We start from the raw sequence: 18,721 nt of genomic DNA, 5'->3' as shown, positions 1-18,721 counted from the left end.
GACGCACAGGTCAATCAACGTCAACGTCATCCATTTTTGATCCCATACCGCTTCATCTTTTTGATCAGGCCCTGCCGACTCAGACCCAAGACCTTGGCCGCTTGCAATTGATTCCATCGGCAATTGTCCAGCGCCTCCAGGATCATCCGCTTCTCAATCTCCTCAACAACCTCCTTGAGCGAGCGGCCCGATTGAATGCCGGCCAGCAACTTGGCAGGTCCGGGGCTGCGGATTGCGTCTGACAAATCTTCTTCGGTTACAATCGTGCGCCGCACAAAAACAGCCAGGCGCTTCATTTCATTTTCGAGCTGTCGCACATTGCCTGGCCAGGCGTATCCGGTCAGGCAGCGGAGCGCCCCAGCCGATAATCGCTTCGGCTCGCGGTTCATCTCCTGGCAGTACTTATTCAAAAAATAGTTGGCCAAGAGTGGTATATCTTGTGGAATCTCTCGCAATGGCGGCGTTTGAATATGAATGACCTTTAACCGATAGTAGAGGTCTTCACGAAACGTTCCTTTCTTGATTTCCGCTTCCAAGTCTTTATTGGTCGCAGCCAACACGCGAGCATCAACCGGAATGAGCTTTCGACCGCCGACACGCTCAACGACTTTTTCTTGGAGCACGCGCAGAATTTTCGCCTGCGCGCTCAGGCTCAGATCGCCGATTTCATCCAGAAACAACGTGCCCCCGTCAGCTTCTTCAAACTTGCCGATCCGGCGATCTACGCCCGTCGCGACGCCTTTTTCAATGCCAAAGAGTTCACTCTCGACAAGGTTCTCCGGCAAGGCAGCGCAATTCAACGCCACGAACGGCTGTCGCGCACGTGGGCTGTTGTAATGAATCGCTTTGGCCACCATCTCTTTCCCCGTGCCGCTCTCGCCGGTGATGAGCACGTTGACTGTCGTGTCGCTGATTTGTTCGATAAGTCGGACGATGTGCTGAATCTTTTCACTTGTGCCAAGGATGTTGTGAGCCGAGAAACGGCCTTCAACTTCGCGCCATAATTGCGTATTTTCTTCGAGCAACTGATCGCGATGCTGTTTCAGTTCACCCAACAGTTGAGCCGTCTCCAGCGCAATCGCTGCATGAGCAGCTAATGCGTTGAGTAGGTCTTCGTCGGCTTGAGTAAACATTTCGCTTGTCTTTTTGTTGAGCACCTCGAAGGTTCCAATCACCTCGCCTTCATGATTCCGCAGCGGAACGGCTAGAACACTCTTTGTGCGGTAGCGCGTCCGCGCATCAATGCCCGGATTGAAGCGTGGGTCTCGACTTACATCCGGCACATTGACTGCCCGGCCAGTCAACGCCACTGCGCCGGCAATACCGAGTCGCGCGTCAAACCGAATGGGATCACTCTCAAGCGCCACGATGGACCACAATTCACTTCGCTCTTTATCCAATAGGAAGATGCTCGCTCGGTCGGCCTCAAGTAATCGCGCCGCCTCACGGGCAATCAAGTTAAAAAGAGCCGGCAAATCGCGCTCTGAATTCATCTTTTGACATATATTCAAAATGGCCAGCAGCTTGTCTTCTGCCGGAGTCATGACGTTGATCTGTGTGGCTTTGGTTGATTGTGACATTGCGCCTCCTTCACGTCCAATTACGAACCATCCATTCCCCATGATGACGATGGGTGGATGCTGCAAGTTTGCCGCCAGCCTACCACGAGATCACCCGCCTGTCAACGACGTTCACAAAACGTTAATTTCGTTACCACGTTCGATCAACTGGCGATGCGTGCGCAATTTACCGACTGAAAGCAGATTCCGATGTCAACCTTGAGCGGGCCGGTCTATCTCAAGCGCAATGGAGAGCGATCATCTTGGTGGATGCGGCTGACGAAGCGTAACGCATTGTCGTGACAAGCTCTGACCAATAGGCCTGCACCATCTCTGAGACCTCTTCTACTGATGGCACAGCGGTTGCACAACAGCTCGCTCTGAGTTATGAGCAACACACATCACACCAAAGGAGATAAAACGATGCACACACTACTACGATACGCACTGATCCTCACATTGATCGTGAGCGCCAGCGCCACCATGACGTGGGCGACGACGCTCATTCCCAAAAACCTGAATGAACTGACCAATGAAGCGGAGATGATCTTCACCGGTCGCGTCATTGATATTCGCAGCGAATGGTCACCCGATCATACCACCACTTATACATTCGTGACGTTCGCGCTGAGTGAGGCGCTCAAAGGTCAAGTCGGTAGCACCGTTGAGTTGCGGTTTGAAGGTGGCACCGTCGGCGATACCACGATTGAGGTCGGCGAAGTGCCAATGTTTGAACGAGACCAGCAGGTCTTGCTCTTCGCTCATGGCAACGGTCAGGCCATCTGCCCGTTAGTCGGCTGGTCGCAGGGATACTTCCGCATCGAGATAGATGATCAAGGCCGTGAGACGATCCTGGATGCCGCCGGTCGGCCTATTTTAGGAATTCGCAATGGTGAGCTGCTCAAAGCTGAAGAGGCTGTCCAGTTAAAGGCCGATGGCAGTGCCTTTGGCGGCATCACTGAAACAGGGCAAGTCAGTCAACCTGTCAAAACCAATCCTCGACGTGGACTGCGACAGGCCATGACCGCGATGGAGTTCCTGGTCAACGTCCGGCAGCTTGCTGAAGAGATCAAGCGCACTCCTATCAAATTGCAGCAAGAGCAAAAGAATGTCTCTCCCACGACTGCGCCCCGACAAGGCACCGAGAAGCCGGCTGCGCCGCCTGATGGCGAGCTGAGCGCCACGCGACCTTCATCATCCTCCGGCAGCAGCCCGTTGAGCTTGATGGCTGGTCTGCCACTCAGCCTTGGCGCGCTCCTCTTCTTCCGTTCACGCTCACGAAGCCGCAATCGCCGCTCCAGCCTGCAAAAGCTGATCGGGCTATGCCTCATTATTGGCTGCGGCGCCAGCGTGGCATTTCCTTACTCATACCGAACCTCTGGTGGCAACAAAGTGGTGTGGGAAGATGCGCGAATGACCTTCGATCTGCATCCGGTCAGCTTCCCCGAAGGCAGTACCTGGAATCTTAACGCGCAATATGCGATGAGCGATTGGAATGCGGTGACAGGCTCCGCGTTCCGCTTCTACGTGCGCACTCGTTCGACCAATCATCACGATCATAATAACGGCATCAACTCTGTCGTCTTCATGAATGGATCGAGCTTCGATAGCAGCAGCATTCTGGCTGTAACATTCCATACCGCCTCTGGTGATGAGATTCGCGATAAAGATGTGTGGTTCAACGTGGATCAGCCATACGTGCCCGGCTTAGATGCCGATGCCGCGCCGCCTTATTCAAATTTCAGCTTCCGCGGTGTCGCCCGTCATGAGTTCGGTCACGCGCTGGGCCTTCGACATGAAGATCGAAGCGTTGTCGCCACCATGAATTCGATCTATTCGTATGGCGCCGCTGTTGAAGGCTTTCATGCCGATGATCGCGCTGGCGTCCGGTTCCTCTATCCTGGCAGTGGCAGTGAGCGCAATCTGTATGCGAGTAACTGGGTCAAGCGAACCGACAGTGAATCCACCGCGGCAGTTCGTGTCAATGCCCTGCCCACGCGGATTCGTCGTGGTCAGAGTGTGACGTTGGAATACAGCTTTGGCAATAGAGGCAATCTCAATTCCGGTAACTTCGAGATCGGATTCTACCTGAGCAGCAACAACATCATCTCAACCGGCGACCGATTGCTTGGATTCAACACCGGCGCTTTTGCGAATGCTGGCGGCTTTGGCTCGTTCACGCGCACGCTGACGATCCCCGCCGATGTCACGCCAGGCACTTACTTCATTGGTGTCTTCATGGATCGCACGGGCATCGTGACCGAAAGTTCTGAAGGTGATAACGGATTGGCCCACTATCAATCCATCATTGTAGACCCATAACCGAACGACTGCCGGCGTCGCTCGTCCTGCATGAGCCTGCCAGGACGAACGGCGCATTACAGGGGGAGCGGCCCAGTGCCGCTCCCTTTTTGTTTTGAAAATCTGATACCAAACCCTCTTCGAGGGAAATCCGGCCCTCTTCGAGGGAAATCCCAAATCCCAAGCACGAAATCCGAAACAAATTCAAAATCCAAAACCCTAAACCGTCTTCGGGAGAGATCCGAAATCCGAAGCTCGAAATCCGAAGCTCTTCGAGGGAAATCCGAAGCCCTCTTCGAGGGAAATCCGAAATCCGAAGCTCGAAATCCGAAGCCCTCTTCGAGGGAAATCCAGCCCTCTTCGAGGGAAATCCGAAGCCCTCTTCGAGGGAAATGCGAAATCCGAAGCTCGAAATCCGAAACAAGTTGAAACGTTCAAAATCCCAATCTTCCAAACACTGCCCCACTCCCTTTATCACATTTGAGAGTTTGGTCATTGGAATTTGTTTCGGATTTCGGATTTCGTGCTTGGGATTTCCCCGCAGGGGCTTGGGATTTCCCGCTCCGCGGGCTTTGGGCTTCGGATTTAGTGCTTCGGATTTTTTGGAGTTTGGTCATTGGAATTTGTTTCGGATTTCGGATTTAGGGTTTGGGATTTCCCTCGAAGAGGGCTGATTTCCCTCGAAGAGGGCCTCGGGTTTCGGATTCCTCCTGCCCCTTGTATCTCTTCGTGGTTCACTATAGCGAATTGCAGTTGCATTGCTACTAGAGCGGCTTGTGAATGAGTTTATCCTGGGAGCATACGCTTCACCTTTAGCCGCAAGATGCGAGGCCCTGGGCTAAAGGCAATTGAAAACTACTCTAAAACGCCAGGCGCAGCGCCAGTTGAATCAGCCGTGAAGATGTCGAGGTAGCTGTCAGCTCACCGAACTGTGGCGAGAGAATATTCACTTCGGGATCAGCAAAATTCGTGTGATTGAACAGATTGAAGAACTCAGCTCGCAGTTCGATGTTCATGCCTTCGCGCAGACGGCTCAAGCTTGTGACCTTGCGCACTGCCAGATCGAATTTGATGCGACCCGGGCCGGTCAACAGGCCACGTCCCAATAACAGGTTCGGATCAAACGGGCGGAGCAGATTGGGCCGTTGATCGAAGTAGGTTGGCGCGGTTGGATCGAAGAAATATCGCTGTCGTCCCGGCGTGACGATGTTGCGACTCCGTTGACAAGGAAATGAGCTCGTCGTGGGCGTTCCATTGAAATCACAGAACTGATTATCGCCGCCGGTCGGGTCGCGGAAAAAGCGTGTGTTCCCGTTCTTCCCGCCACCGGGCACAAGCAAGTCATTCAACGAACGACCCGGGACTAAAAAAGGACGATCATTCAATACGCCATCGCCATTGACGTCATAACCGGCCAGCAACGTCAAGGGGAAGCCGGTCTGGATAACCGTGATGCCGCTGACCGACCAGCCTTCCAGCAGACGGCCACCAACTCCATTCACATTGCTCAGAAACGTCCGGCCCGGCCCCAGCGGCAAGTCAACGACATAGTTGAAGACCAGCCGCTGCCGCACGTCAAAGGCCGAACGACCCCGTTCTGAAGAAAGATCAAACGAATTCTGCGGGAATATGCTGCCGCCACGACCGGCATCGGCCACGTTGCTGGAGGCGTCATCCAGCGATTTGCCGATCGTGTAACTAACTTGAAACGAGATGCCGCGACTGAATCGTCGCTGTGCGTGCAATTGAAAAGCGTGATAGATCGAGTTGGCCGAAGATTCCTGCCAAGTCACCGAGCCAAACTGCGTATTCGGTCGGCGAAATGAGCGAAAATCGCCAAAGAAAATTTGACCCAACGCTGGTTGATCAATGATGAACGGCCCCAGGTTCGGCGTGCGCACGCGCAGCAAGCGAGTTCCTTTCGAGCCGACGTAGCTCAGCTCAATCAAGGTATCCTGATCGAGCTCGCGTTGGATGGTCAGATTCCAACGTTGCGTATAGGGGTCGCGAGTGGCCGGATCAATCACGTGCAAGGGCAACGGATACCGCCCTGGTTGGCCATTTGGCCCGATCGCGACGTTGCCGCCCAGATCGGTTTGCAGCAACGCGCCCGGCGCCAATCTCACCGGCACAAGGCCAACGCGACCAAACACACGAGACTCATTCGCCAAGATGATGTCATTGGGAATCGAGAAGCCTAGCACACCCGGCGGATTCAATTGACTGGGGAATATCGTTGTCCCCTGAATGTGGTCATAGTAGATGCCGTAGCTGGCCCGCACAGCCATTTTCCCGTCACCGAATGGGTCCCAGGCCAAGCCCAGTCGCGGCCCGAAATTGTTCAAGTCGGCGTCGCGCACCGTGCGACCGATGCCTGATCCAAATTGTTGTACCGAGAAATTCGGTGACAAAGTCCCATTCGGTAAAAACTGCGCGTTCGTAGCCCGCGACAAGAAGCTATCAGCTTCACCTTCTCGTCCAAAAATTTCATACCGTAAACCAGCATCCAAGGTCAGTCGGCGCGTCAACTTCACATTGTCTTGAATGAACAACCCATATTCGGTGCTGCGCAAGCCGCGGATGATCGGGCCGTCAGGGATGCCGTCGCCATTGCGATCTGAAGCCGCGCACGCTCTCATATCGCCGGCGCCGCATTCGCGCGTGAAGAAATAGTTTTGCTGGCCGCCGAAGATTTGATCTGAACTGATGCCAGGAATACTGCCAGCAGCGCGGTCAGGAATATCTACAAGAATGAACGACGGTCGCAGGTGGAATCCAGAAATAGAATTTTGCTGCAACCGGCGAATATCCATGCCCGCGCGAATCGTGTGACGTCCAACCACAGCCGAATAGGTGTCGCCAAACTGGAATGTGTTGCGCGCTCGGCCTTGTGGAAACAGACCGGCGTCAACGCCGAAATTAGCAAACGTGCCGCTCGGAAAAATGAAGTAAGGAAACCCTTGGCTGGTGCTGTTATCAGCGCCGAAACGAATGGACGGATACAACTGAGCGAAGGTTCGCCGACTCTGCTGACATTCAACGCTGAAGGCTTCAGCGCCGCAATCAAGCGCTTCAGCCAGTGTCATGCCTGCCAGCCTCTGAATTGCCATCGGCGTTTGTGCGGTCGGGAAATCAACGCGATTGCGACTGAAACCGAAGCGAAATTCATTCACCTGATTGGCCCCGATCAGATGGGTATTGACAATCGAGACGTTCTGCGTGCGAAAGTCCTTGCCAGCGCCGCTGCCAGGCAGACCGTTGCCGACAATACTTTCATCGCCATTGCTCAGCCCGTAGCGCACGTGCATGCGATTGCTGGCTGTCAGTTGATGATCGGTTCGCACGATGAAACTGTCCGTGTCGTTCTGGAACGGAACCGTCGTGTCGAAAATGCCGACGACTGAATCCGGCTCTCCGCTTGGCGTGATCAGCGGCCGCGTCGGGGCCGGATAACCGAACTTGAACAGAGCGGTGAGCAGCGGACTAGGAAAGCTCGAAGGCGGCAGGCCACTAGGTTCAAGGTTTTCGACAAAGCGGAATTGCGCTTCCAGTTGATTGCGAAACAGGTTCACGCCGTCTACTTCCCCAACGGTTGGCACGCGCGGATGGCGCGGCAATCCTTCGCGATTACGAAAGCCCTCATAGCTCGTGAAAAAGAACTGACGATCTTTCACCAGCGGCCCGCCGCCATTAGCGCCAAATTGATGGCGCAGCGCGGGCGGCTTTAATCCACGCTTGATGAACTGCGGATCGAGATCGAAAAAATTTCGCGCATTCAGCTTATCGTGCATGAAGTAGTGGTAGAGTAGCCCGTGAAACTCGTTGCCGCCGCGCTTGACGAACAAGCTGACTTGTCCGCCTGAATTGCGTCCATACTCAGCATTCGCGTTGCTGGTGATGACGCGAAATTCTTGAATGGCATCAAGCGAAACTGCCCCATCTTCAAACAGCGAAGGGAGCGCCACATCAGCATCGGTATTCTCTGTGCCGTCGAGCGTGAAGTTTTGCGCTGTGCCGCGTCCGCCGTTGAACGAAGCGAATCCTTCTCCGCCGTTTTCATCGAACACGCCTGGCTGAAGCTTGAGCAGATCAAGGTAATTTCGCCCGTCGAGCGGCAATGCAGTGATGCGCTGCGGCTCGAACGACCCGCCAAGTTGCCCTTCACGCGTATTGACCACCGGCTCTTTCACATCAGTGCCAAGCTGAAATTCAACGGTTGAAATCACAGGGACACGGAAGCCATCTTCCACAGCGACATCGGTTGAAAAAGCCACGCGACTGCGCCGACCGAGCACAATCTTGAGGATTTTGGAGTTAGCCGTCAGGACTTCAATCGTCGTCGTCACTGGCTCGAAAAATGCGGCCTGAACAGTCAACCGATAGAGACCCGGATCAACCTGATCAATGACAAACACACCATTGCTATCGGAGTTGACCGTTCGAGCTTGCGGCATCACTGCGCCTGTGGATGGCGCTGCCCCTTGATAGGCCAGCGTGACGCGGACATCAGCCAGCGCAACCCCAGCTTCGTTCTCAATCGTTCCCACTACTCGACCGGTAATCGGAACCTGCGCCGCAGCAGGCACAGCACAGATCATGAGCAACCACACGTAACGCATCCACCACCTCCACCGTATCTGCATTGTTTCCCTCCGTGATGATCACAGCCGACGATGAGCGATCACGGCTGCTGATTCTGTTGTTGCACCGTCGAAACGAGCTGGCTGGTGCGATACGTGGCTACGGGAATGACCCGGCCGCCCTGCCCCGGTCCGGGCACCGTCGTCACGAGCACATTGGCGTATCCGCCATTCAGGGTTAACCCGGAAAACAGCGTGGCTAGCGACAGCCGCGTCAACGTATACGCTCCAAGCGCCGGCGCGGTCAGAACCGATGATTGCCGGAGCTGACCGGTAGGCGTCGTAATCCGGATGCGAAACTGAAGCGAATTCAGCGTCGGATTCATCACCAGCATACCTGTCGTCTGACGTGGATTTGCCGAAGCTGGATCAATCTGCACGCGCGAGAAGTACGTGCTGGTAGGAATTTGCGTAATCTGCGGATCGTCAGGAATCAGCGGAATGATCGTGGCAAATCGGCCGGTTGACGTGTTGCGATTGATCAATCCACCGACAAATGCTGAGTTCTGATCCTCAACACGCACATAACCGGGGCTTGGATTAAACCCGAAAAGGGTCATTGGGTCAGCCTGAAACACCTGATGAGGCGCAATCGTCAAAAAACCGGTCGGCGGGAAACTGGCCCGGAATTGTCCATCCTCGCCGTACACGCGAAAGCCCAGCTCAGCCGGATGCTCGCTGACATTGACTAAATAGATGATCGAGCTGGCCGGGTCATTCTCGAAATACGGAGCATACATCGTGTGCTGATGAAGCGCACTGGGCACGGGTGACGTGGCGGGGTTGCCAACTTGACAAGCGCATGGGTCGGTGCTCGAAGGTAAACACCCACGCGGGAACGGTAAACTGTTAAGCAACGCCAGGCTCATCTGCCCGCTCATCATCTCGCCAAACAGTTCTCCACCGGTGATCGCAACAGCATCAACCGATTGAACGAACACATAACCACCGTCAAGATTGGTAAAATCGAGACGCACGTTGGCTTTTGTTGTCGAGCCATCGTTGTAAACAATTAACTTCTCAAACGGCGACAAAGAAATTGTCGTCAGCGGTTGACCGATGGCGTTGGTTGCCGGCACACGTGTTCCTGCGGCAGTGAACCCTGAGAGCGTGATATTGACCGGCATCCCATGTGGGTTGAACACATGCACTTCCGTGAATACCTGATTCAACGACTTGACCACCGGAAAGAGCAACGTGGTTTGAAGCTGTGTGGCGGCTTCAGCGCCGCTCAGCCGATTTGGCGCCGTGAAGCTATCGGCGATTTCGTAAAAGCCCGTCAGGGCGCCGCCAGCTTGACGCTCGGCGATGATGGCTCCGCTCGTCAATGTCGGAAATAGATCAGACACCAAGAATGAGGCTTGACGATTGGCATTGACCGTGCGCAGTTGCGTGCCGGCTAGCGTTCCGTTATCGCGGTAAGCCCTGAACAGGATGTCCACGTTGGCGCTTGTATCGGGATTGGCGATAGAAATTCGCGTGGCGCGCCCGCTGCCCTGGCTGATGACGGGAAAGTAGAGCCGAACCGGATTGTTCTGCTCAACGGCGGATGTCGCCTCGGCCACCGCGAAGTCGTCCGCATCGCTGCCCGAATGTTTCTTCTGAGATATTTGCCGGAAGGCAGCAAAGGTACCGAAAATCTGAATATCCGGCGTGGTAACGAAATTGCCGCGCGTGCGATTTGTCCCGCCTTCCGAGGTGAGCTTAGCCGCAATGCCTGTGTCGAGGAACTGCAATCGGCCGCCGCGGCGGGATAACTCGAAGAGGCGAAATGGGGCTGTTGAGCGAATCGGTAAACCTATAGGAAATTTCTGCTGGATCAACGGCAATAACAAACGGCCTCCCGGCGCAAAAGCAACCACGCCGCAAGGGTCCGCCTCGTAGCGCACCACCTCAGTCACACGCTCAAAGCCGGGAACCCCCGGTAGCTCTTCGCCTGGTCGAATTGGCACGCCACAATCGTTGTTGATCTGCTGATCAAGCGTATCGAGCGTAAGCACACGCACGCGAGCCGTCACCCGCAGCGTATTCGGTGGGATAATAATGGCAGACCCACGACGCGGGTCTGTGACTGTGCCGCCTTGCTCAGGTGTAACCTCCGTGCCATCGCCTGCGCCCCCGGAGCCGGTGGTAAAACGGCTGGTGAAATCCTGAACCAAAAACGACGGGAATCCGAAAAGACCTCCGGCCACACCATTCGGACCACCTCGAATGAGCACACGGTAGGACGTATTGGGTGACAATTCTTGAAGCGGCGCAAAAACAGCAAGCGGACCAGTGGCGGTGACAATACCTGCCACGGGTTGGCCGGTAGGCTGAATCAGCAGAAAGGTCTCTCGGTTGACAGTCTCTGCAATCAGGGTTTGTGAAAAAGTGGCCACTATCGTCGTTCGCGTCGAAACGCCTGTGGCATTATTGGCCGGCGTGATCGCCAGCACGAGCAGCGGCAGTTGACCTGCTCGGCTCGTTGGCAGTAATGGCAAGCATAGTGTCACACTCACCATGATAGCTAGCCATGATCGTGTCATGATTCTAAGCCGAACCCCTCTGTTCATAATTTGAATTCTCCTTGAACGAACTTCACCGGGCGGCTAATTGAAATCGGTCAAATGCGCGGTCAAAGTCTGCGCGAGGCACGGACGGCAACGTTTCTAAAAATCGAATAAATTGGTTCAGCGGCGCCTGCGCAGCAGGTTCGATGTCGGCCGTTTGTTGTAAGCGTTGTTGAATGAGGTTGCGCGCCTGCTCTCGGCTGATGAACAAGTAAGCCAGATTTCTGTATGCTGTTCGATTGGTATAATCGGGTTGCAGAGCGCTGATGAACGCCGTCACAGCCTCATCTATCCGATTCAAGCCAACGTAAGCTAGTCCCAAGCCGATGCGTGGGGCTGCCTGTCGTGGATCAGCTTCAATCGCAGCGGCGAAATCATCGCGGGCTTGTTCAAACTGCTGTTGCTTCAACCGGCAGACTCCGCGATTATGCAATGCGGTGGCATCCTGGGGATCGAACTGCAATGCCCTGGCATATTCAGCCTCCGCCGCCGCGAGTCTGTTTTGCATCAACCAAAGATTCCCCAAATTACTGCGAGCAACAGCGCGGTCGCGCAATCGCAATGATTGGTTCAGATTGGCTTCCGCTGCCAGGAATTCGTTTCGCTGGAAAAACGCTACTGCGCGGCCGTTCAGTGGCGCGGCGTTGGTTCGATCCCGTCGAATGGCTTGGTCGTAGTCAGACAGGGCCTGCTCGATTTTCTCACTGCCCTGTATGAGCAGAAGATTGCCGCGATTATTGTAGTAGATTGAGTCACGGTCGCGGCTCAACGCTTGATTGAACGCATCGGCCGCCTGCGCATATTGGCCGAGCTGTGTCAACGCGACGCCGCGACCGTTAAATATGGCTGCCGGTCGAGGCGAAATCCGCTCGGCTTCATCAAACATACTCAAAGCATCTTGCGTCTTTCCTAAAAACAGATACGCATTGGCCAGATTGATCTGCGGTGCGACGGCGCTCCGTTGGACGCGGCTTTCAAAAAGAGCGCGGATCAGGTCTTCATGTAACCGTTGGCGCAGTCGTTCGTCGGTGACCGTGGCGCGGATGACCGGGTCTAAGTCAAGGCCGAAAAGGACAAGCTCTCTGACTTCCTCAAATTTAGGCACGCGCGGTTGGCTCGGTTGATTGGGACCGAACACATCCGTCACTCTCTTTTCAGTGACAGCAACGGTCAGTGGATTGGGGCCGAGGTTAGTCACGCGCACTTCTCCTTCCCAAACAAAGACGCGCGCTCGCTCGCCATCAATGACCAACCCATACTCCGTGCCCGGCGCAATCGCTTGAACATATTTGGTCGTCGCTTGCACTTTGCCTTTGACCCATCCGAGAAAGCCTTGCTCAGCCTCCGCGCGAAAACTATCTCGACCGGCCAGATAGACAATCCCCCGGCCGGGGCCAATCTTGAGTTGTTGACGGGTCGGATCCGTGAAACCGACGATCACCCGATAGACGCGAGGATCAGCACTGCGAACGGCGATGCCATCGCCAGCCTGCAATGGCATGTCCTTGTAGCCAAAATCGCGCGGGCCATTCTGGCGAAAGACTTCCACGCTACGGACTAATTCGCGCGAGGCAAATTCGCTGGCGCCCGTCGGCGGCTTCTCAATGTGACGAATCTGACCAACTTGCGTCTGGGCCAACACCGGCGTAGCTAGCATGCTCACGATGACAATCAATAAACAGACCTGGCTCTTGTGAAGATTCTTGCTCAGCCTCGGCAACATACGCCCGATCTCCATCTCTCGATTTGAGCCTGCACGCTATTAGACGCGCAATGGTTCAAAAGCGTTATCACAGTGAAAGATTTTTTTGGTCACCGCTTCACGTAGACCAATATCCCTGTCAACACAGCGGCTAGGTTGGGATAACTCGCATCGAACCAAATGCGCTCACGCAAGAATAAGAACAATGCGACTGCAAACATCACCACGCAAACGCCAGCGGTCAACGCTGCGATTCTCCATGATGGCGCAGGCCATCTGATAGCAAAGGCCAAAATCAGATAAGCAGCAGCCAACATCACGAGCAACTTGCCCAGGCCATCAAACCGCCGGATATACTGCTTCAGCAACATCGTATTGAGGGCGCTGGCGTGAATTTTGTAAGGCGACCATTGCCCCAAGGGTGTTGAGCGGTATGGCTCAAAATCGGGAAACTCGCTGCCAATTAACACATACTTCTGAAAGAAATCGTCCCGCTTAATTTCGCCATTGATAAGGCTCGCATACGAGACAGTGCGAAATGGCTCATCGGGGAAATTGACCAGCATGTTGTGATACTGATAGTGGTATGGCCCCGGCGGCAAATTCTTCAGGTAGGGCGAACCACGATCAAGTGGGATGTGCACCTGAGCGACAGTCAATATCCCACCGGCCGGCTCTATGCCAATATCGTACTGTCCAGCAGTCATCATCAAAAGCGAGATCGAAGGAAACCATAGCGTGGCAGCATGGCCATCGAGGCTGGCCGTGCGAACGATCTGCATCGGCACGACACGAACAATGCCCTGCTCGAAGCCAGGTCCACCGGTCTGATCCGATAATACAATAGGATGACCCCAAAACGGCTGATCCGGTGAATCGGCCAACGCAGCTTGCAGTTTCGTTGTGGTCGGCACGAATTCGTGCTGCTGTGGATCAAAATCTTGTCCAACGATTATAGGAATCTGATGTTGGGTCCGCACCTCGCGCAAGGCCTCAGCAAACGCATCATCATACTGAGGCACTTCGCTGACATGGCTGAAGTACAAATCGAAGGCGATCACCTTTGGTTGCGCGGCAGCCAGTTTGCGCAGCACAATCGGATGGTACTCGCGCAATTTCCACAGATCGGCGCCGCTTTTCAGCGGTTTTTGCAACACCGTGTCGAAATAGGCCTTCGTTTCCGCATCAATGGCTACCAATACAATGTCCTGGCTCACCGGTTCATGACGAACGGCGTATCGCCAATCGCCCCAGCTCTGCCAGCCCATGAAATCGAAGAAACTCATCGCCGCCAGACAAACCAAAACCAGATTGACCATCAACAGTGGAAATGCCAACGCACTGGTTTCATGAACCAGTTGGCGCATGAACATGAAGCGGCCGGCGAGCCACCTGGGCAATTGAAAAATCATCACCGGCAGCGCAATTAGCAGGGCTAGGTAGAACAGCGCGGCGATGGCTGAAGATGCCTGCCCAACTTGATGAACCAGGAACAAAGCCGGCACGAGCGCCAGTCCACTGCGCACCAAGGTCGGCATGACGGGCGGTCCAGCAGCAATCCTTTCTCGTGGCCACTCAACGGCGCGTTCAGCGATGGTGGCCATTTCGGTACGCTCGTCAGCCACGTATCGAAGCTGCTTCAAATCAGCGATCAACTCAGCCGCTGTCTGATAGCGGGCGTCAACATCACGAGCCAGACACTTTTTCAGGATTGGTTGCCACGGCTTAGGAATTCGATTCAGCGGCGCTGGCCACAACGCAGGGTCCGTCTCGAGCAATTCGGCGACCACTTCACCCATGAGTGACAATTCCCCAACCAGCATCTCGCACAAAACAACGCCGTATGAGAACAAATCACTGCGTGCATCAACGTCGGCGGTCATGCGTTGTTCCGGTGACATATATTTCGGCGTGCCGAACGTCACGCGGGTTGCTGTTAATCCGATGGCGATGCTCTGTGTCTGAGCATATTGAGAAAGCTCTTCGGGCGTCAGCCGCTTGGCCAGACCAAAATCGAGCACCTTGACGTGACCATCACGCGTCAGCATGATGTTGGCCGTTTTGATGTCGCGATGAATGATCTGATGATTGTGCGCGTGAGCTAGCGCCTCGGCTCCTTCCAGAGCAAATTGATAAGCTTGCTCCGGAGGCAGCGGGCCGGCCTTGACCTTGTCCAGCAGCCGCTCCCCATCTATGTATTCCAAGATGATGAACAGTTGCTGGCCATCTTCAATGATGTCGTGGATGGTGGCTACATGTGGGTGGTTCAATTGCGCCAGTAATTTTGCTTCGCGGGAAAATCGAGCGCGTGAGGTCTGATCGGCCAGCACGCCTTGACGAAGCTCTTTGACGGCGACGATGCGACCAAGCTTCCGATCCTTGGCCTTGTAGACCTTGCCCATGCCACCTTGGCCCAACTCACCCAGTATTTCGTATCGCGCTTGCAACGCGGCTGAAGCCGACACATCGGCCGGCATCTGGCCGACGGTCGCCGCCATGAGCTGTTGCGTGCGGAGTGATTCCAGGTCGCGTTGCATCTCAACCACCGACTGATACCGCTCGGTCGGATTCTTGGCCAACGCTTTTTTGACGACATGTTCGAGCTGGCCCGGCACAGAGGCATACTGGGTCACCGGATTGGGGTCAACGTGCATGGTCGCAGTGATCCGTTCGACGACTGACTTGCCGGGGAATGGCGACTGGCCAGTGATCATCTCGTAGAGCACGACGCCGAATGAGAAAATATCAGCGCGCGCGTCAACCGGTTCGCCGCGCCATTGTTCAGGAGCCGTGTACCCAGGCGAGCCAGCCGCGAAGCCTTCTTGCGTAACCCACAACGACTCGGCCTTAACGGTTTGCTCAATGGTCGGATCAATCGTTTCAACGCGCTTGGCCAGCCCAAAATCCAGTATTTTCACGTGTCCATCCGGAGTGATCTTGATATTATCCGATTTAATGTCCCGGTGAACGACATGCTGTTTGTGAGCGGCTGCCAACGCACTAGCGATTTGTAAGCCGATGTCAAACACCCGATCCAACGGCAGCGGGCCGCGCGCCGTCAGCTCACGCAGCGTCTCTCCTTCAACCAATTCCATCACGATGAAAGCTTCACCATCGGCATCGAACACATCGTAGATGGTAGCGATGTTGGGGTGACTCAGTTGCGCCGCCAGCCGCGCTTCCCGCAAAAATCGCGCTTTTGCCTCTTCACCGCCGAGCGAGCTAGGCAGCAATTTCTTGATAGCCACAACCCGCTTCAGTTGAAGATCACGCGCTTTCAACACCTCGCCCATGCCACCTTTGCCCAAGGTGCCAAGCACTTCATAGCGAGCCATCAACGGCGTACTCATGAGTTATTTCCTCGGAGTGAGTCTCTTGTGAGCCATCACTATGCTTGACGACAGAAGCAGCGATTCATTTTCGACGGATCTCCTGCGCCCGTGTCCTGATTGATCAACACCGAGCCATAGAGTAGTGATCTGCCGAACCTGTGTCAAGCCTGCGATTGAGCGGCCTCCTGCCAGGAGCCCGCAATGTCAGTCTGCAATCTGATAACTCATCCAAGCTCCTTGGCCAGCACGCAAATTCGGCAGCAGGGCACACTTTAGAATTTTCTTGACAAGGGATAGGCAATAACATAGAATGGGCGCGCCTTAGATATGTCACCCAACATCTCGATGGAGGTCACTATGAAGAAGGGTTTGGCGCTGATTGGCATGGTTGCTATTCCTCTTGCTTGCGCGGTTCCCGTGGCTTTTCCCAAAGTTGGACTCCTCCTGGCCGTGTTATTGGGCTCGAATACGTTGGCCTTGGCGACGTTGGTTATTGGGTTCCTCATTCTCATCTTCGGTAACCCAGGACCGGCGGGTGGCCCTGGAACGCTTGCTATACCTATTATCTTCTAGCCCCAGAGAGTGACCGAGGGCACGAAGAACTAGGCAAATCATTTTTGGTTGACACGTGCAGAGTTTTGGCTTCTTTAGAAAGTAAGTTTTGGCTGCCGAGCTGGCTAAACTCATTAGCGCGGACGCCTCATTGTAAGGAGTTGGTCAATGCGCCGCTCTGATTCGCGTTCAAACCGAGTAGGCGAGCGGGAGGTCCGCAGCGCAACACTACCGACCAATTTCCTTTATCACCTGCTGACCCTAGCATCACGGCCTGCGACGAATTTAGACCGGCTGGTGTGTCATCTGCTGGAACGGGCGCTGGCACTCACTCGCTCGGATGTAGGAGGTGGCCTGTTCGTCTTCGAGCTTTTCGCTCAGGAGCCGAAGTTAGTCGCTTCTGCGCTGCGTGGCGCGTTAGCTGATACGCCGGCCGATCTGGTAAAGAAGTGGAAGCAGAATCCGCGAAGCGCCATCGAGCTGGTCATACAATCAGGCCGGTGGTACAGCAGTGACGACCACCGCCACGATCCGACTCATTTTCCCTTGCTGGCCGGCAGCCGCTCATCGCTTTGGGTGCCGTTGCTGGACGGGGCGCAAGTCATGGGCATACTGTATGTGGAGTCGTCCCGCCCAAGATACTACCGTGAGGCGCACCGGTGTCAGCTTGAAACATTGGCGGCGGACGCAGTGCTGGCCATCCGTCGTCTCTTGTTCAGAGAAGAGATGAGACGGAGTGAGCTTCAAGTAGACATGATTGGAGCCAGCTCGGCCTTTCTTGAGCTAGAGCGGCAGATCCGTCTCATTGCCAGCACTAACGCCCCTGTGCTCATCACCGGCGCGCGTGGCAGCGGCAAGGAAGTTGCGGCCCGCGCGATTCACTTTTGGAGCGACCGGCGGGACAAACCATTCGTGCCGGTGCTCGTCTCCGCGCTTCCAAAGAGCATGGTGGCCGATGAACTGTTCGGACATGAGCGGCATGCCTTCACAGGCGCGGCCAGCAAACGGGCAGGCAAATTCCAAGCGGCTGAAGGCGGTACGCTCTTCCTGGACGAAATTGCTGATACCCCTCGGACAGTTCAGGCAGCATTGTTGCGGGTGATTGAATACGGTGAGGTGCAACGCATCGGGCGGGATGTGCCGCTTCGTGTGGATGTGCGGCTGATCGCGGCGACGAACCAGGACCTCTCTGTGTTGTTGGCGCGAAGGCGGTTTCGGGAAGACCTCTATGACCGCTTGAGTGTGTTTGCGCTCCGAGTGCCGCCCTTGCGCGAGCGCCGTGAGGACATCCCGTTGCTGGCCGGCTACTTTCTTCAGAAGCATTGTCAACAGATGCGACGCGACCTACTGGGCGAAGGCGTCTGTGGTGTTTGCCATCAGGTAGAGACGGTGGGCTGCGCCACGACGGCGTTCTACGAGGCCTTGCAAGCCTACGATTGGCCGGGCAACGTGCGCGAGCTAGAACATCTCATTCAGCGGTTGGTGGCCACCGTGCCTGGTGAAATCCTGGATGTCAAACACCTGCCGGAGCCGATCCGAACAAGCCCAGTGAAGGCCGCTGAGCCAGATGTGAAAGACCTAAGCCTGGAGGCCGCCATCCGAGACCGGATTGAGCTTGCGCTACAGATGACCAACTACAATCAGAGCCAGGCCGCTCGGATGCTCAAGATTCCCCTCTCCACACTTCATAGCAAGATGAAAAAGCTGGGAATTGAAATCAGGAAGAAATGAAGCGCGGGTTTGCGGAACGAGAACTTGTGATCGGTCGCAACCCGATTGTGGCCTGTCGCAACCTGCTTGCGATCTGTCGCAACCTGCTTGCGATCTGTCGCAACCATGGCTTCTGGCTGATGCTGAAGGATTTTGCTTCATTTCCTTGAGATGAGCGACTTGCAAACTTGCGATATTTCGCAACCCATGCCTCCGACAGGTCTCTACTCGCTCATCAGCGAATTTCATTTATCCATTGGTAGAGCTAAGTGTTGCCACTTCTCTGATCAACTCGCTCCCACATGGCACACTGATTGCTCTGTCTTGAGACGTTCGCTTGATCTTTGAATTTTTGAATTCACGAAATCCGGCC

At 55.1% G+C, this 18,721-nt stretch carries 9 protein-coding genes; 4 read left to right on the top strand and 5 right to left on the bottom strand.

Annotated features, from left to right (window positions below; translation table 11 throughout):
• Positions 1-26: 26 nt before the first annotated feature.
• Positions 27-1,580, bottom strand: a complete 1,554-nt coding sequence (locus tag NZ823_02935) for a sigma-54-dependent Fis family transcriptional regulator (GenBank protein MCS6804081.1) — start codon at positions 1,578-1,580, stop codon at positions 27-29.
• 402 nt (positions 1,581-1,982) lie between these two features.
• Here NZ823_02935 and NZ823_02930 point away from each other — a divergent pair, with 402 nt between their 5' ends.
• Entirely contained in the window at positions 1,983-3,881 is a 1,899-nt protein-coding gene (locus tag NZ823_02930) for a matrixin family metalloprotease (protein ID MCS6804080.1), read from the top strand.
• A gap of 839 nt (positions 3,882-4,720) precedes the next feature.
• Here the strand turns inward: NZ823_02930 and NZ823_02925 are convergent.
• The 4 genes from NZ823_02925 to NZ823_02910 form a co-directional block, all read right to left on the bottom strand.
• Positions 4,721-8,479 (bottom strand): TonB-dependent receptor, encoded by a 3,759-nt coding sequence (locus NZ823_02925; GenBank protein ID MCS6804079.1) that lies wholly within the window; start codon positions 8,477-8,479, stop codon positions 4,721-4,723.
• A gap of 62 nt (positions 8,480-8,541) precedes the next feature.
• A complete protein-coding gene (locus NZ823_02920) occupies positions 8,542-11,055 on the bottom strand; it encodes an Ig-like domain-containing protein (protein ID MCS6804078.1) in 2,514 nt (837 codons plus the stop codon).
• 25 nt (positions 11,056-11,080) lie between these two features.
• Positions 11,081-12,775: a tetratricopeptide repeat protein gene (locus NZ823_02915; GenBank protein MCS6804077.1), complete on the bottom strand. Its 1,695-nt coding sequence runs from the start codon at positions 12,773-12,775 to the stop codon at positions 11,081-11,083.
• An 89-nt stretch (positions 12,776-12,864) separates the two neighbouring features.
• Positions 12,865-16,104: a protein kinase gene (locus tag NZ823_02910; protein ID MCS6804076.1), complete on the bottom strand. Its 3,240-nt coding sequence runs from the start codon at positions 16,102-16,104 to the stop codon at positions 12,865-12,867.
• 339 nt (positions 16,105-16,443) lie between these two features.
• Between NZ823_02910 and NZ823_02905 the strand changes: the two genes are divergently transcribed.
• The 3 genes from NZ823_02905 (at position 16,444) to NZ823_02895 (ending at position 18,518) form a co-directional block, all read left to right on the top strand.
• Entirely contained in the window at positions 16,444-16,659 is a 216-nt protein-coding gene (locus NZ823_02905) for a hypothetical protein (GenBank protein ID MCS6804075.1), read from the top strand.
• A gap of 147 nt (positions 16,660-16,806) precedes the next feature.
• Complete coding sequence (locus tag NZ823_02900; protein MCS6804074.1) at positions 16,807-18,369, top strand: sigma-54-dependent Fis family transcriptional regulator; 1,563 nt, start codon at positions 16,807-16,809, stop codon at positions 18,367-18,369.
• Positions 18,366-18,518 (top strand): hypothetical protein, encoded by a 153-nt coding sequence (locus tag NZ823_02895; GenBank protein ID MCS6804073.1) that lies wholly within the window; start codon positions 18,366-18,368, stop codon positions 18,516-18,518. The genes NZ823_02900 and NZ823_02895 overlap by 4 nt, the downstream gene beginning before the upstream one ends.
• The last annotated feature ends 203 nt before the right edge of the window (positions 18,519-18,721 follow it).

The sequence above is a fragment of the Blastocatellia bacterium genome, assembly GCA_025054955.1.
GTDB lineage: Bacteria > Acidobacteriota > Blastocatellia > HR10 > J050 > JANWZE01.
The sequence above is the reverse complement of the archived record's forward strand: the minus strand, read 5'-3'. Positions and strand labels throughout refer to the sequence as shown.

What these genes read in the sequence shown, in the direction of transcription:
- NZ823_02905 (MCS6804075.1), top strand. Translation starts at nt 16,444, where the DNA reads ATGAAGAAGGGTTTGGCGCTGATTGGCATGGTTGCTATTCCTCTTGCT.
- NZ823_02935 (MCS6804081.1), bottom strand. Translation starts at nt 1,580, where the DNA reads ATGTCACAATCAACCAAAGCCACACAGATCAACGTCATGACTCCGGCA.
- NZ823_02895 (MCS6804073.1), top strand. Translation starts at nt 18,366, where the DNA reads ATGAAGCGCGGGTTTGCGGAACGAGAACTTGTGATCGGTCGCAACCCG.
- NZ823_02930 (MCS6804080.1), top strand. Translation starts at nt 1,983, where the DNA reads ATGCACACACTACTACGATACGCACTGATCCTCACATTGATCGTGAGC.
- NZ823_02910 (MCS6804076.1), bottom strand. Translation starts at nt 16,104, where the DNA reads ATGAGTACGCCGTTGATGGCTCGCTATGAAGTGCTTGGCACCTTGGGC.
- NZ823_02915 (MCS6804077.1), bottom strand. Translation starts at nt 12,775, where the DNA reads ATGTTGCCGAGGCTGAGCAAGAATCTTCACAAGAGCCAGGTCTGTTTA.
- NZ823_02900 (MCS6804074.1), top strand. Translation starts at nt 16,807, where the DNA reads ATGCGCCGCTCTGATTCGCGTTCAAACCGAGTAGGCGAGCGGGAGGTC.
- NZ823_02925 (MCS6804079.1), bottom strand. Translation starts at nt 8,479, where the DNA reads ATGCGTTACGTGTGGTTGCTCATGATCTGTGCTGTGCCTGCTGCGGCG.
- NZ823_02920 (MCS6804078.1), bottom strand. Translation starts at nt 11,055, where the DNA reads ATGAACAGAGGGGTTCGGCTTAGAATCATGACACGATCATGGCTAGCT.